The sequence below is a fragment of the Bradyrhizobium amphicarpaeae genome (assembly GCF_002266435.3).
GTDB lineage: Bacteria > Pseudomonadota > Alphaproteobacteria > Rhizobiales > Xanthobacteraceae > Bradyrhizobium > Bradyrhizobium amphicarpaeae.
Genome location: NZ_CP029426.2, coordinates 2,251,361 through 2,265,156 on the forward strand (window position 1 = coordinate 2,251,361; position 13,796 = coordinate 2,265,156).

At 64.4% G+C, this 13,796-nt stretch carries 13 protein-coding genes; 9 read left to right on the forward strand and 4 right to left on the reverse strand.

Annotated elements, in window-relative coordinates:
* Nucleotides 1–122 precede the first annotated feature (122 nt).
* From CIT40_RS10440 to CIT40_RS10455, 4 genes are all read left to right on the forward strand, one after another.
* Nucleotides 123–1,838 (forward strand): IlvD/Edd family dehydratase, encoded by a 1,716-nt coding sequence (locus tag CIT40_RS10440; RefSeq protein WP_162307840.1) that lies wholly within the window; start codon nucleotides 123–125, stop codon nucleotides 1,836–1,838.
* Nucleotides 1,839–1,894: 56 nt separating this feature from the next.
* Nucleotides 1,895–2,890: a TRAP transporter substrate-binding protein gene (locus CIT40_RS10445; protein WP_094892351.1), complete on the forward strand. Its 996-nt coding sequence runs from the start codon at nucleotides 1,895–1,897 to the stop codon at nucleotides 2,888–2,890.
* A gap of 198 nt (nucleotides 2,891–3,088) precedes the next feature.
* A complete protein-coding gene (locus tag CIT40_RS10450; RefSeq protein ID WP_094892352.1) occupies nucleotides 3,089–3,667 on the forward strand; it encodes a TRAP transporter small permease in 579 nt (192 codons plus the stop codon).
* Nucleotides 3,664–5,004: a TRAP transporter large permease gene (locus CIT40_RS10455; RefSeq protein WP_094892353.1), complete on the forward strand. Its 1,341-nt coding sequence runs from the start codon at nucleotides 3,664–3,666 to the stop codon at nucleotides 5,002–5,004. The genes CIT40_RS10450 and CIT40_RS10455 overlap by 4 nt, the downstream gene beginning before the upstream one ends.
* Here the strand turns inward: CIT40_RS10455 and CIT40_RS10460 are convergent.
* Together CIT40_RS10460 and CIT40_RS10465 are read right to left on the reverse strand one after the other, a co-directional pair.
* On the reverse strand, nucleotides 4,997–5,569 hold the full coding sequence (locus tag CIT40_RS10460; protein ID WP_094892354.1) for a histidine phosphatase family protein: 573 nt from the start codon (nucleotides 5,567–5,569) through the stop codon (nucleotides 4,997–4,999). The two genes, CIT40_RS10455 and CIT40_RS10460, sit on opposite strands and share 8 nt — an antisense overlap.
* The gene (locus tag CIT40_RS10465; protein ID WP_094892355.1) at nucleotides 5,566–6,360 is read right to left on the reverse strand and encodes an enoyl-CoA hydratase/isomerase family protein; all 795 of its coding nucleotides are present in this window, start codon (nucleotides 6,358–6,360) and stop codon (nucleotides 5,566–5,568) included. Before CIT40_RS10465 ends, CIT40_RS10460 begins: the two co-directional genes overlap by 4 nt.
* A gap of 226 nt (nucleotides 6,361–6,586) precedes the next feature.
* On the opposite strand from CIT40_RS10465, the gene CIT40_RS10470 reads away from it, so the two are divergent.
* Nucleotides 6,587–7,807, forward strand: a complete 1,221-nt coding sequence (locus tag CIT40_RS10470; protein ID WP_094892356.1) for an NAD(P)/FAD-dependent oxidoreductase — start codon at nucleotides 6,587–6,589, stop codon at nucleotides 7,805–7,807.
* Between the two features lie 5 nt (nucleotides 7,808–7,812).
* Here CIT40_RS10470 and rbsK read toward each other — a convergent pair whose 3' ends face one another.
* Nucleotides 7,813–8,718 carry a ribokinase gene (gene rbsK / locus CIT40_RS10475; RefSeq protein ID WP_094892357.1) on the reverse strand — a complete coding sequence of 302 codons (906 nt, stop codon included), beginning with the start codon at nucleotides 8,716–8,718 and terminating at the stop codon, nucleotides 7,813–7,815.
* An 18-nt stretch (nucleotides 8,719–8,736) separates the two neighbouring features.
* Nucleotides 8,737–9,630 (reverse strand): sugar kinase, encoded by an 894-nt coding sequence (locus CIT40_RS10480; protein ID WP_094892358.1) that lies wholly within the window; start codon nucleotides 9,628–9,630, stop codon nucleotides 8,737–8,739.
* Nucleotides 9,631–9,867: 237 nt separating this feature from the next.
* On the opposite strand from CIT40_RS10480, the gene CIT40_RS10485 reads away from it, so the two are divergent.
* The 4 genes from CIT40_RS10485 to CIT40_RS10500 all read left to right on the forward strand — a co-directional run bounded on the left by CIT40_RS10485 (nucleotide 9,868) and on the right by CIT40_RS10500 (nucleotide 13,784).
* Nucleotides 9,868–10,716, forward strand: a complete 849-nt coding sequence (locus tag CIT40_RS10485; RefSeq protein WP_094892359.1) for a VOC family protein — start codon at nucleotides 9,868–9,870, stop codon at nucleotides 10,714–10,716.
* A gap of 271 nt (nucleotides 10,717–10,987) precedes the next feature.
* Entirely contained in the window at nucleotides 10,988–11,647 is a 660-nt protein-coding gene (locus CIT40_RS10490; RefSeq protein ID WP_094892360.1) for a TetR/AcrR family transcriptional regulator, read from the forward strand.
* A gap of 276 nt (nucleotides 11,648–11,923) precedes the next feature.
* A complete protein-coding gene (locus CIT40_RS10495) occupies nucleotides 11,924–12,733 on the forward strand; it encodes an ABC transporter permease (RefSeq protein ID WP_094892361.1) in 810 nt (269 codons plus the stop codon).
* A gap of 58 nt (nucleotides 12,734–12,791) precedes the next feature.
* Nucleotides 12,792–13,784: an ABC transporter substrate-binding protein gene (locus tag CIT40_RS10500; protein WP_162307841.1), complete on the forward strand. Its 993-nt coding sequence runs from the start codon at nucleotides 12,792–12,794 to the stop codon at nucleotides 13,782–13,784.
* The last annotated feature ends 12 nt before the right edge of the window (nucleotides 13,785–13,796 follow it).

Sequence of the window (13,796 nt, forward strand, 5' to 3'; positions counted from 1 at the left end):
GGATTGTCAATAATATCCGTCGCGGCCGGCACCATAGGCTGGCAACCGCGACAAAATGGACCATTTTTATTGACAATCGAGAGGCAGGCTGTACCACATTAGCGAGGTTATGGAGTGGCATGATGACGAGTGGGTTGCGCAAGGGTCTGACGAGCTACGGTGATGCCGGCTTCTCGCTGTTCCTGCGCAAGGCGTTCATCAAGGCCATGGGCTATTCCGACGACGCGCTGGAGCGCCCGATCGTCGGCATCACCAACACCTACAGCGACTACAATCCCTGCCACGGCAACGTTCCGCAGATCATCGAAGCCGCCAAGCGCGGCGTGATGCTCTCCGGCGCCATGCCGTTCGTGTTTCCGACCATCTCGATCGCCGAGAGCTTCGCGCATCCGACCTCGATGTATCTGCGCAATTTGATGGCGATGGACACCGAGGAGATGATCCGGGCACAGCCGATGGATTCGGTGATCGTGATCGGCGGCTGCGACAAGACCTTGCCGGCGCAGGTGATGGCGGCGATCAGCGCCGATTTGCCGACCGTCGTCATTCCCGTCGGTCCCATGGTGGTCGGCCATCACAAGGGCGAAGTGCTGGGCGCCTGCACCGATTGCCGCCGTCTCTGGGGCAAGTATCGCGCCGGCGAAATCGACGATGTCGAGATCGAAGCAGTGAACGGCCGCCTCGCGCCGTCGGTCGGCACCTGCATGGTGATGGGCACCGCCTCCACCATGGCCTGCATGATCGAGGCGATGGGCCTGTCGCTGCCGATGAGCGCGACGATCCCGGCGCCGCATGCCGAGCGCTTCCGTCTGGCCGAGGCGAGCGGCAGGGTTGCCGCCGAAATGGCAAAGGCCAAGGGGCCGAAGCCGAGCGAGATTTTGACGCCTGCGTCGTTCAAGAACGCTCAGGTCGTGCTCCAGGCGATCGGCGGCTCCACCAACGGCCTGATCCATCTGACTGCGATGGCGCATCGCTCGCCGCACCGGCTCGATCTCGAAGTGTTCGACCAGATCGGCCGCGAGGTGCCGGTACTGGTCGATCTCAAGCCGTCGGGCGAACATTACATGGAGCACTTCCATCACGCCGGCGGCGTGCCGAAGCTGCTGGCGCAACTCGGCGACCTCGTCGATCTCGACGCCAGGACCATCTCGGGCCAGACGCTGCGCGACGTCGTTGCCAATGCGGAAGATGTGCCGGGCCAGGACGCGATCCGTCCGCGCGACAATCCGATCAAGACGGAAGGCGGCCTCGCCGTCCTGCACGGCAATCTCGCGCCGCGCGGCGCGGTCATCAAGCAATCGGCCGCGAGCCCCAAGCTGCTGAAGCATACCGGGAGGGCCGTCGTGTTCGAATCCGTCGAGGACATGACCTTGCGGGTCGACGATCCCGAACTCGACGTGAACTCCGACGACGTGCTGGTACTGCGCAATGCCGGCCCCAAGGGCGCGCCGGGCATGCCGGAGGCGGGCTACCTGCCGATCCCGAAGAAGCTCGCGCGCGGCGGCACCAAGGACATGGTGCGCATTTCGGACGCACGCATGAGCGGCACCGCGTTCGGCACCATCGTGTTGCACATCACGCCGGAATCCGCGGTTGGCGGGCCGCTGGCGCTGGTGCAGAACGGCGACATGATCAGCCTGGATGTGGCCAGGCGCAGCATCGAGCTGCTGGTCGATCCGGCCGAGCTGGAGCGCCGGCGTGCCGCCTTGAAGCCGGCGGCTAAGCCCGATGAAGCGCGGCGCGGCTATGCCTGGCTGTTCAACGAAACCATCATGCAGGCCGACGAGGGCTGCGACTTCGACTTCATGCAGAGGACTGGGAAGACCGAGACAAGCTGACCGAACGACGAACGCCCAGACCGCACAAGCGGCAGGCGACAAAACAGGGGGAAACGATGATTGCACGATCCATACGTGGGTTGACGGCTGCGGCCGCCATGCTTTTCGTCACCGGAGCCGGGGCACAGGAGGTGAAGCATTATCGCTTCGCCTACGACCAGCCGCGCAACACCGGCTATTCCATCGCGGGTGACATCTTTGCCGAGAAGCTCAAGGAATTGAGCAAGGGCACCATGATCATCGATCAATATCCCGGCGCGCAACTCGGGCAGGAGCCGCAGGTGCTCCAGCTCGTGAAGGCCGGCGACGTCGAATTCTCGATCATCTCCTCCGCCAACACCGCGACGATCTCGCCGCAGGCCGGAGTGATGTCGTTGCATTATCTGTTCCGCGACGAGAACCATGTGGTCAAGGGATTGGCCGACCCCCGCGTGTTCGAGGCACTCAAGGCCATGATCGACGAGACCACGCAGGGCTTGCACGTGATCGCGACGGGATCGCAAGGCGTGCGCCACATGTACTCCAAGAAGGAAATCCACAATGTGGCCGATATCAAGGGCCTGAAGGTCCGTGTGCAGGCGACCGCAACCGAGGACACCATGTTCCCGGCCTATGGCGCCCAGACCGTGCACATGCCGTTCGGCAGCGTCTACACCAGCTTGCAAACCGGCGTCGTCGACGTCGCCGAGAACAGCATCAATGTCTATCTCGTCAACAAGCATTACGAGGTCGCGCCGGTCCTCAACATCACCGAGCACGAGGCCAACAACGCGCTGGTGTTCATCTCCGACAAGCTCTGGCAGAGCCTCTCGGCCGAGCAGAAGGGTTGGGTGCAGACGGCGGCCAACGAGATCAGCACCAAGGAGCCCGCGAAGGCGTTCGAGCTCGAGCGCACCGCGGCCGACAAGTTGAAGAAGATGGGTGTGAAGATCGTCGACAACGTCGACAAGAAGAGCTTTGCGGCGGTCGCCGATCCCTATCTCGACAAGCTCGCCAAGGAACTCGGCCCGCACGCCGAGAAGGTCAAGGATCTGATCCGGTCGATCAACTAGGTCGGTGCGCTCCCTCTCCCGCTTGCGGGAGAGGGTTGGGGAGAGGGTGTCTCCACGCAGGGACAATCCCCAGAGGACAAAGCCCTCACCCGGCGCTCCGCGCCGACCTCTCCCGCAAGCGGGAGAGGTTCAACCCATCAGCCGCCACGCTTTACTTGAGATCATCCCGCCTTAGGCGGTGACGACGAGGACATCTGAATGCCCATCGCCGACAAACTGCTCGTGCAGCGCCAGCGCCACCTGAAATGGCGCCGGCTCGATTGGCTCGAGCTCGCGCTGATGATCCTTTGCGGCGTGCTGTGCTTCGGCTTCTCGCTGTCGGTCACCGCCGACATCGTCACTCGCACCATCGGTCATCCCTGGCTGTGGCTCCAGGAGGTGACATCGACGCTGTTCATCTACGCGATCTTCATCGGCACGGCCGCTGCGACGCGCCGCAACGATCACCTCTATCTCACCGCGATCTCCGAGGCCTTGCACGGCACCCCGCGCCTGATCGTCGAGCTGATCATCCGCCTCGTCGTGCTCGGCGTTGCCTTCTGTCTGATCTGGTACGGCTACCAGAACTATCTGCGCGGCTTCGGCAGCTTTCGGCTGCCGTCGGGTACGCCGATCGCCTCGCTCTATGCGATCATCCCGCTGTCGGGCGTGCTGATCGGCCTGTTCACCATCGAGCAACTGGTCAACGGCCTGCGCAACGGCTTCGATCATGTCGAGCCGCCCGAGGAGGATGGAACGCCCGTCGTCACCGACGCGCAGGCGAGGGCGCAGCTATGAGCGCACCCGTCGTCCTGGCGTTGATGACGGTTTGTTTCCTGTCGTTCGGCTATCTCGGCGTGCCCGTGCCGTTCTCGCTGATGGCCGGCGTGTTCATCGGTGCGCTGCTGTCCGACGTTTCGCTCGCCGCCATCATCCAGAAGATCTTCGACGGCGTCGATTCCGAGGCGCTGCTGGCTATTCCGTTCTTCCTGCTGGTCGGCGAGCTCATGAGCTCGGCCAACGTGGTGGTGCGAATAGCCAACCTCTCGGTGTCGTTGGTCGGGCATATCAGGGGCGGGCTGTCTCAGGTCGTCGTCGTCTTCAGCATGTTCTTCTCGGAAATGTCGGGCTCAACCACGGCCGACGTCGCGGTGATGAGCCGCGCGCTCGGCGGGCCGATGAAGCGCGAGGGCTACGAGCCCGCCTTCATCGCCGCGATCATCGCGTCGGCCTCGACCATCGCGGCGCTTGTGCCGCCGAGCATCACCGCGGTGGTCTACGGCGCGGTCGGCAACGTTTCGATCGCCGGCCTGTTCATGGCAGGCGTGGTGCCGGGCCTGATGATCGGCTTCGGCCTGATGATCTATTGCTACTTCTTCGGCCCGTCCGGCCTGCGCAAGCCGCGCGCACCGCTGCGGCAGGTGGTGTTCGCGGCCGGTGATGCGGCTCTGCCGCTGATGATCCCGGTCATTTTGCTCGGCGGTATCCTGACCGGCTGGTTCACGCCAACCGAAGCCGGCGTGGTTGCCGTGGTCTGGATCGTCCTCGTCGTGATCCCCGCGCTCAACCGCGGCCACATCAAGAATATTCCTTACGACTTCTGTCTCGCCGGACTGATCTTCTCGCTGCCGCTGATCACCATCGGCGCGGCCAACGCCTTCGGCTGGATGCTCGCTTACTTGCGGGGCGCGAGCTACATCGCCGATGTCATCACCTCGATGGCGGGCAACGATCCGCATCTGATCATGTTGCTGATGGTGCTGCTGTTCACCGTGGTCGGCGACTTCATCGAGCCGGTACCGACCATCATCATCTTCATGCCGCTGGTCAACACGCTGACGGAGGCGGGTGACATCAATAGCGTCCATATGGGCGTGGTGCTGATCGCCACGCTCGCCTTCGGCCTGATCACGCCGCCTTACGGGCTGGTGCTGCTGATGGCCTCGAAATTCGTCGGAGTCAGTTTCGCGAAAGCGCTACGCGCTGCGTTGCCGATCTATCTGGTGTTCCTTGGGACGATCGCATTCGCGATCTACTTCCCGAGCGTGGTGCTGTGGCTGCCGCAGAAGGTGCTGCCGGAATCGGTCGGCTGTTTCAAGTCGCCGGCGGGGACGGGCTATATCTGTCCTAAGTAGCGACCCGCTCGATGCGCCATTGCGCCTGCTCGCGCACGTAACGGAACGGCGTGCCGTGGCTATTCCTGAAGTAGCTGCCGGACAGCGCATTGGCCATCCCCTGCATCACCGCGTCATGGCAGACGAACAGGAGATCGTCGCCGGGATGACGGTCGAGCCACGCCGAGACGCAAGCCAGCGACCGTTGCGTCATGGCGTCCCAGCTCTCGCCGTCCGACGGCAGGATCGAGACGAGGCCCGTCGCCGAATTGACGCCGTGCCTGATCATGAGGTCGCGAACGGGCAGGCCCTCGAAGCTGCCGAAGTCGAACTCGATGATGCCGTCGTCGATCGCCAGCGGCACCGAGATCGCGGCCGCGATGATCTCGGCCGTTCGCGCCGCGCGGGCCAACGGGCTTGCGACGATGCGGCTGATGCCGGCGCCGCGCAGCACGTCCACGGCCTCGTGCGCCTGCCGGAGGCCGTCCTCGTTCAGCGGATTGTCGGTCCGCCCCTGGAAGCGTCCCTCGCGATTCCAGTCGGTCGCGCCGTGACGAAGGCCGTAGAAGGTGCGCGTGGGCGTCACTTCGATTTGCTCGTGAACTTCTTCACGGCGGAACGGAATTCCTCCGTGTTCATCGCCATGATGATCTTGTGCTCCTCGGCATCGAGCTGCTGCTTCACCGGCGTGGTGGCGGCCTGATAGACCAGCGATTTGGTGCCGGCGATGGCAGCCGGCGGGTTCTGCGCCAGCCGCTCGGCGAGTTGTCGCGTCGCCGCCTTCAGCTCAGTGGCCGGAACGGTCTTGGCGACGAGGCCCCACTCATGGGCCTGCTGCGCGGTAAAGCTGTCCTCGGCGAGGAAGATCTGCAGCGCCCGGCGGGAGCCGACCGTGCCGACCATGCCGACCGTCGAGCCGCCATCCGGCGACACCCCGATCTTGGCATAGGCAGGCGTGAACTTGGCGTCGTCGGCGGCGATGCAGAGATCGGTCACGAAGGCGAGGCCCATGCCGGCGCCGGCAGCCGAGCCGTGCACGCTGGACAACGAGATTTTCGGCATGCGCCGGATGATCTCGATGAAGGCGTGGTAGTGCTTCAGGAGCTCGCCCACCACCGGTGTCACCGTGCCCGCTTCGGCGGCCGCTCCGATCGTCTGCAGATCGCCGCCGGCCGAGAAGGCGCGGCCTTCGCCTTCGAGCACGACGACCCTGATGGCGTCATTGCCCTCGATCCACGCCGCGAGCTGTTCGAGTTTCTGCGCGATGGCGAGGTTGATGGAATTGTAGGCCGTGGGGCGGTTGAGCGTGATGGTCGCAATCGGGCCGTCGATCCGCAGCAAGGCGGGATCATCGGGCTGGGAGACGGGAGCGGTCATTTGGAATTCCCCGGCAGGAGGTCATTGCTGCAACTAAATCGCAGAAGGGCAGGAGTGACAATCCCCGACCGCCGCTCTTGCGCGGGGCGAAGCGATAGGCTCAAATGGGCGTGCCTTTTCCAAGGGACGGACACGAGCGCCGGCTCCTCGTAAGGTCAGCAATCAAAATCAGCGAGAGGGGAGACGGCATGGGTTACGCTCGTGTCTTCCGGAAATGGGCTGTTCGATGAGCAATGGACCGGTCGTCATCGTCGGTGCCGGCCATGGCGGCTATCAGGTCGCGGCATCGCTGCGCCAGGCGGGCTTTTCCGAGCGCATCTGCCTGATCAACGACGAGGCGCATCTGCCCTATCAGCGGCCGCCGTTGTCCAAGGCCTATATCAAGGGCTCGGCCGGCCCTGAGAGCCTGATGTTCCGCCCAGAGAAATTCTACCAGGACCAGAACATCGAGCTGATCGCGGGGCGCGCAGTGTCGATCGACCGCGCCGGCCACAAGGTGCTGCTCGCTTCGGGCGAGACGCTGGGCTACGGCCATCTCGTGCTGGCCACCGGCGCGCGCAACCGGCTGCTTGATCTGCCCAATGCCAATCTGCCCGACGTGAAATATCTGCGCATCCTCGACGAGAGCGAGGCGCTCCGCGCGATCATGCCGTCGAAGACACGGGTCGTGGTGATCGGCGCCGGTTTCATCGGCCTGGAATTCGCCGCCACCGCACGGATCAAGGGCCTCGAAGTCGACGTGCTCGAGCTCGCCCCGCGCGTGATGGCGCGCGCGGTGACGGCGGAGGTCTCGGAGTATGTTCAGGCGCGCCATCGCGAGGCCGGAATCCGCATTCACCTCGGTGTGCAGGCGACTTCGATCGAGGCCGAAGGCGGCAAGGTCACCGGCGTTTCCTTGAGCGACGGCCGGCATCTGCCCGCCGACCTCGTCGTGGTCGGCGTCGGCGTGCTGCCGAACATCGAGCTTGCAGCGGAAGCCGGGCTGACGGTCGCCGCCGGCATCATCGTCGACGAATATCTCGCGACGGCTGATCCTGACATCTCCGCGATCGGCGACTGCGCGCTGTTCGCAAGCCCGCGCTTCGGCGGATCGCTGCGGCTGGAATCGGTGCAGAACGCGACCGACCACGCCCGCTGCCTCGCAGGCCGCCTGACCGGCGACAAGAAGCCCTATGACGGCCATCCCTGGTTCTGGAGCGACCAAGGCGACGACAAGCTCCAGATCTCGGGCCTCACCACCGGCTACGACCGCGTCGTGCTGCGCGGCGATCCCGCCAAGAAGGCGTTTTCCGCGTTCTGCTACAGGGGTGAGACGCTGCTCGGCATCGAATCCATCAACCGCGCCGGTGACCACATGTTCGGCCGCCGCTTGCAGGGCATGAACCGCTCGATCACGCCGGCGCAGGCCGCGGATGAAAGCTTCGATCTGAAGAGCGCGCTGGCTTAGGCCGCCTATAACACCGCCGCCACTTCCGCGGCCGTCGGCATCGACGGCCCCGCACCCATGCGCTGCACGCTGATCGAGGCGGCGGCGTTGGCGAAGGCGAGGGCGGCGCGCAGGGGCACACCGTCTGCGAGTTGCGCGGCGAGCGCGCCGACGAAGCAATCGCCGGCGCCTGTCGTGTCGACCGCCTTCACGGCACGCCCGGGCACCGCGACCTCTTCGCGCCCCGCCAGCGCAAGCACGCCGCGTCTGCCGAGCGTCACGCAGATGCTCTGGTCCGCGTGCGCCTGAAGTTTTCGCGCGACATCGATGATCCCAGCGGCCTCGTCGCTGTCCGTGAGCTCGACGCCTGCGAGGAATCCCAGCTCGGTCTCGTTCAGCACGAGAATGTCGACCAGCGCGAGCAGCTCGCGCGACATCTTTTGCGCCGGCGCCGGGTTGAGCACGGTGACGACGCCGGCCTCGCGCGCGCGTCGAAAGAACGCGGTGATCGTCGGCAGCGGGATCTCGAACTGGCAGACCGCGACATCGCCCTTGGCCAGCGGCACGTCCGCGACGTCATCCGCCCCCACTAGCGCATTGCTGCCGGGAATGACGACGATGGTGTTGTCGGCCGCCGCCACGGTGATGATCGCCGTGCCGGTATGCGTGTTGGCCTCGCGCACCGAGCCGAGGTCGATACCTTGCGCGCCGAGAAATGTCTTCAGCTCGGCGCCGAACGAATCCTTGCCGAGCCGGCCGATCAGCGTGGTCTTCGCGCCAAGCCGCGACGCCGCCACCGCCTGGTTCGCGCCCTTTCCGCCTGGAAAATACAGCACCTTGCGGCCGGCGACGGTCTCGCCGACGCGCGGATGGCGATCGGCGGTCGCCACCACATCCATGTTGATGCTGCCGGCGACGAAGACGCGCCCCATCACGAACCCCAGCGAACGCTAAGCCCTGACCTCGAAATCGTGCCTGACCTTGGCGATGTCGACCAGCGTCGGCAGGCCGGCCTCGTTGCCGAGCCGCTGGATCTTGAAGGTCGAGGCGGCCCGGGCAAAATCGAAATGCTCGCGCCAGCTTTTGCCGGGATGGGCCAGATAGGAATAGACATAGGCGCCGTGGAACACGTCGCCGGCGCCGTTGGTGTCGATCACGCGCTCGCGCGGGATCGGCATCGCCGGCATCACCTGCACCGTGCCGGTCTCGTCGTACCAGAGCAGGCCCTTCTCGCCCATGGTGATGCCGCCGATCTTGCAGCCGCGGCTCTTGAGATAGTCGAGCATCTTCTCCGGCGTCAGGTCCATCTGCTCGCACAGGCGCTCAGCGACGATGGCGACGTCGATATATTCCAGCAGCTCATGCGTGTTGGTGCGCAGGCCCCCGCCGTCGAGCGAGGTCAGAATACCGGCCTCGCGGCAGACCTTGGCGTAATGGAGTGCGGCATCCGGCTGGTGGCCGTCCACATGCAGCACGCGGCAGCCGCCGAGATTGAGCATCGGAAAGGGATGGATGTGCTCGTCGTCGCGGCAGCGAACGATGGCGCGCTTGCCGTCCTTGGGCATGATGAAGGAGAGCGAGGACTGGTTGACCTTCCGCCCGTGCAGCGAGATCGCGTATTTCGCGCACATGTCCTGGAACATGCGTCCCAGCCAGTCATTGGCGGCGGTGGCGATCAGATCCGGCACGATGCCGAGCTTGGCGCAGCAGAACGCCGCCGTCACGGCGTTGCCGCCGAAGGAGACGGCGTAGTCCGAAGCCACGTGCTTCTCGTCCCCGGTCGGCATGTGGTCGGTGATGAAGACGACGTCGATATAGGTCTGTCCGATGAAGAGAGCCTGCATTGCTTGTCCGTCATGCGCTTTGTGGTCCCAGGCCGGCGCGCGTACTGTAGCACCGGTTCCGCTCGGGGATCGCTGAAATTATTCGCAAATCTGCCGCCCCAAGCGCTTGAGGTCAGCATGGGGCCGGAATACGACCATCACCGGGCAATGCCAAGCCCGGACAAACGCCGTGTTTCGGCGCATCGGTTCCAGGTCAATATTCCAAGTCCATAAAAGGGTCGACCAAATGGGGGAGATATGATCACCGGCCTCGATCACGTCGTCGCTCTGGTCAGGGATATCGGTGCAGCCAAGGCGGCCTACCAGACGCTGCTCGCCCGCGCCCCGGCCTGGCAGAACTCCGGCGAGGGCGCCGACCGCGTGCTGTTCACCCTCGAGAACATGACGATCGAGTTGATGGCGCCAAGCGGTTTCAGCGTGACCGCCGATCGCATGCGCGCGCTGCTCGACGACCAGGAAGGCGTGCTCGCCAGCCTGTGCTTTCGTGTCGCGGACATGAGCAAAATGCACCGGCGGCTGGGGCGGGTGGCCTTGAGTCCGGATCCGGTCACCGAGGTCGAAAGCAGCGATTCGGAAACGGGCAATGTCCTGCACTGGAAGCGCACGCGTGCCGCCACGGAACTCACGCGCGGCGTGCGCATGTTCTTCCTCGAACTGGCCGACGAGCGCCCGCTCTCCCCGGCGACCGACATCGCGCCGATCGACGCGCTCGACCACGTCGTGATCACCACTGAGGATTCCGACCGCGCCGCCGCGCTCTACGGCGCGCGGCTCGGCCTCGATCTGGCGCTGGACCGCTCGCACCAGGATTGGGGCCAGCTGATGTTCTTCCGCTGCGGCGATCTCATCGTCGAGGTGGTGCGCAGGCCGGTTGCCGGCGGTGACCTCGCGCATGACCGTCTGTGGGGCCTGAGTTGGCGGGTCGCCGACATCGACGCCACGCGCGCCCGCCTGATCGCCGCCGGCGTCGACGTCACCGAGGTCCGCAACGGCCGCAAGCCTGGCACGCGGATCATGACGGTGCGGAATGGGACCTGCGGGATTCAGACGGTGCTGCTGGAGCGCTCGCCCAAGCCGGTGGATTGAACGGAGCGTACGGTAGCGTGTCCCGGACGCGCTGCAACGCCCTTGCGTTGCTGCGCCGAGCCGGGACCCAGAAGGCTGCGACCTCTCACTTGGAGACATGGGCCCCGGCTTTGCAGCGCACCGCTGAAGAAGCGCTGCGCTGCGTCCGGGGCACGAGATCGTTCTCAAATGCGGGCTCCCATGTTACACGCATATTCCGACACCCCAGCGGGCACCCGGTTTGGCGACTAAGGCAAAGCGAACTCTGAAATGGCAGCGCGACCCTGAAGGGATGCGGCTGCGCATTCTCGAAGCCGCCAAGCAGGAGTTTTCCGCCCATGGCCTCGCCGGCGCGCGCGTCGATCGCATTGCGGTCAAGGCCGGCGCCAACAAGCGCATGCTGTACTATCACGTCGGCAACAAGGACGAGCTCTATCTCGCCGTGCTCGAAGGCGCCTATGACAAGATCCGCAGCGAGGAGCGGGGGCTCGATCTCGAGCATCTCGATCCCCCCGAGGCGATCAGGCGCCTGATCGAGTTCACCTGGAATTACTTCCTGCGCAATCCCGAATTCCTCTCGCTGCTGCAGACCGAGAACCTCGCGCGCGCAAAACACCTGAAGAGATCGACCAAGGTCAAGTCGATGCACTCGCCCTTCGTCGAGATGATCCGCACCGTGGTGCGCCGCGGCGTCGACAGCGGCGACTTCCAGGTCGCGGTCGATCCGGTGCAGCTCTACATCTCGATCGCGGGGCTCTGCTTCTTCTATCTCTCGAATTCGGCGACGCTCAGCGTGATCTTCGGCCGCGACCTCCTGGACAAGAAGGCCAAGGACGAGCGGCTGGCGCATATGGTCGGCCTCGTGCTGGCTGCGCTGACGGGCCAGTCCGTGGCCCTGTTCGAGATTGCAAAGGCGCCAAAGGCGCGCGCCGCGGTGGCGCAGACGGTTTAGCGCGTAAGTGCAGCGCGGATCGCGCTGCACTGGCGCTCTCGTGCCCCGGACGCAGCGCAGCACGTAAGTGATGCGCTGCAGAGCCGGGGCCCATGTGACCCACAACACGAAACTTCTGGGCCCCGGCTCTGCGCCGCAGCGTTGCACGCTGCAGCGCGTCCGGGGCACGGGCAGATGGCCCGGATCCGCCACAAAACGTCACATGAAAAGCTCTGGACAGTATTTATCCAACGGGTTAATTTTTCCCCCGAAAAACAAGAATGCCGGGAGTGAGACGTGGCTGAACTGAAGCCGCAGGGTGCGGTGTCCAAGATGCTGAACGCGGCCTGGATCCGGCCGTTCTTGTTCCTGGTCTTCATCGTGGTGGCCTGGGATCTAGCGATCCGGCTGTTCAAAATCCCCGCCTATCAGATCCCGTCGCCTCTCGATGTCGTCGCCGTGCTGCGCACCGACTGGCCGGAACTGCTGCGCCAGTCCTGGCCGACCACCTATGCGACCGTCTGTGGTTTTGCTCTGTCCGCGCTGTTCGGCATTCCCGTGGCCATGCTGATCGCGGGCTCGAAGACGGTTGAGAGCTACGTCTATCCACTGCTGGTGTTCTCGCAATCCGTGCCAAAGATCGCGATCGCGCCGCTGTTCGTGGTCTGGTTCGGCTTCGGCATCATTCCGAAAGTGATCTCGGCGTTCCTGCTCGGCTTCTTTCCCGTGGTGGTCTCGGCCGTGCAGGGCTTCAAATCTGTCGATCCTGACATGGTCGATCTCGCCCGCGCCATGCAGGGCAACAGGTTCCAGGTGTTTTGCGCGGTGAATCTGCCGCATGCGCTGCCCGCGATCTTCTCGGGTCTCAAAGTGTCGGTGACGCTTGCCGTGGTCGGCGCCGTCGTCGGCGAGTTCGTCGGGTCCAATTCCGGCATCGGCTACGTGATGCAGCGCTCGATCGGGACCTTCGACCTGCCGACGATGTTCGCAGCCCTGGTGATCCTCGCGCTGCTCGGCGTGATCCTGTTCTGGATCGTCGACCGGATCGAGAAGCTGGTCATTCCATGGCATGTCAGCCAGCGCGAGGATGTGATTTTCGCATCCTGACTAAAGCAGCGAACGGCCACCAACGGCCGAAAGATAACGACGACAAGGGAGAGTGATGATGAAGCGGTTGATCGGGGCTGTCTCAGCGGTGCTGATGGCGTTTGCAGTTGCGCCCGCGCAGGCGGCCGACAAGGTCGTGCTGATGCTCAACTGGTACGTCTATGGCGAGCACGCGCCGTTCTATTACGGCAAGGCCAAGGGCATTTATGCTGCCGAGGGCATCGACCTCGAGATCCAGGAAGGCCGCGGCTCCGCTGCGACCACGCAGGCCGTTGCCGCCAAGACCGCCGATTTCGGCTATGTCGATGTCCCCACCATGATGCGCGCCGCGATCAAGGGCGCGCCCGTGGTTGCGACCGGCGTGCTGCTGCAGACCTCGCCGATGTCCGCCATGGGCTTCGCCGACAAGAACATCAGGAAGCCCGATGACATCAAGGGCAAGACGGTGGCGATCACGCCGGCGGATTCCATGACCCAGATCTGGCCGCTGTTCCTGAAGAAAACCGGCCTGAAAGAGAGTGATTTCAAAACTGTCGCCGGCGACGGCCAGACCAAGCTCAATGCCGTCATCAACGGTCAGGCTGATCTCCTGCTCGGCTACGTCATGGACCAGTCGATGAAGATCAAGGACGCCACCGGCAAGGACGTCTACCCGATCAAGTTCGCCGACTACGGCATCAACATGGTCTCCTCGGGCATCATCGCCAACACCGACTATGTGAAGGCCAACGCCGACCTGGTCCGCCGCTTCATGTCGGCGACGACCAAGGCGGTCGAAGCCGCGGAGAAGGAGCCAAAAGCTGCGGCGCAATCGATTCTCGATGCCAACCCCAAGGGCGGCAAGATCGACACGCTGACGCAGGGTTTTGAGCTGACCATTCCGCTGTACCGGACCGCCGAGACCAAGAGCAAGCGACCGTTCCAGGTCACCGACCAGAATATGACCGACAGCGTCAACCTGATGGTCGAATATGGCGGCCTCGATGCCAAGGCCAGGGAGAACCCGAAGGCGTTCTACACCAACGACTATCTGCCGAAGAGCGGCTCGTGAAACCTGCGACAG

Excerpts from the sequence above, each read along its gene's own strand:
- CIT40_RS10440 (WP_162307840.1), top strand. The coding sequence starts at position 123 with ATGACGAGTGGGTTGCGCAAGGGTCTGACGAGCTACGGTGATGCCGGC.
- CIT40_RS10445 (WP_094892351.1), top strand. The coding sequence starts at position 1,895 with ATGATTGCACGATCCATACGTGGGTTGACGGCTGCGGCCGCCATGCTT.
- CIT40_RS10450 (WP_094892352.1), top strand. The coding sequence starts at position 3,089 with ATGCCCATCGCCGACAAACTGCTCGTGCAGCGCCAGCGCCACCTGAAA.
- CIT40_RS10455 (WP_094892353.1), top strand. The coding sequence starts at position 3,664 with ATGAGCGCACCCGTCGTCCTGGCGTTGATGACGGTTTGTTTCCTGTCG.
- CIT40_RS10465 (WP_094892355.1), bottom strand. The coding sequence starts at position 6,360 with ATGACCGCTCCCGTCTCCCAGCCCGATGATCCCGCCTTGCTGCGGATC.
- CIT40_RS10470 (WP_094892356.1), top strand. The coding sequence starts at position 6,587 with ATGAGCAATGGACCGGTCGTCATCGTCGGTGCCGGCCATGGCGGCTAT.
- rbsK (WP_094892357.1), bottom strand. The coding sequence starts at position 8,718 with ATGGGGCGCGTCTTCGTCGCCGGCAGCATCAACATGGATGTGGTGGCG.
- CIT40_RS10480 (WP_094892358.1), bottom strand. The coding sequence starts at position 9,630 with ATGCAGGCTCTCTTCATCGGACAGACCTATATCGACGTCGTCTTCATC.
- CIT40_RS10485 (WP_094892359.1), top strand. The coding sequence starts at position 9,868 with ATGATCACCGGCCTCGATCACGTCGTCGCTCTGGTCAGGGATATCGGT.
- CIT40_RS10490 (WP_094892360.1), top strand. The coding sequence starts at position 10,988 with ATGCGGCTGCGCATTCTCGAAGCCGCCAAGCAGGAGTTTTCCGCCCAT.
- CIT40_RS10500 (WP_162307841.1), top strand. The coding sequence starts at position 12,792 with ATGAAGCGGTTGATCGGGGCTGTCTCAGCGGTGCTGATGGCGTTTGCA.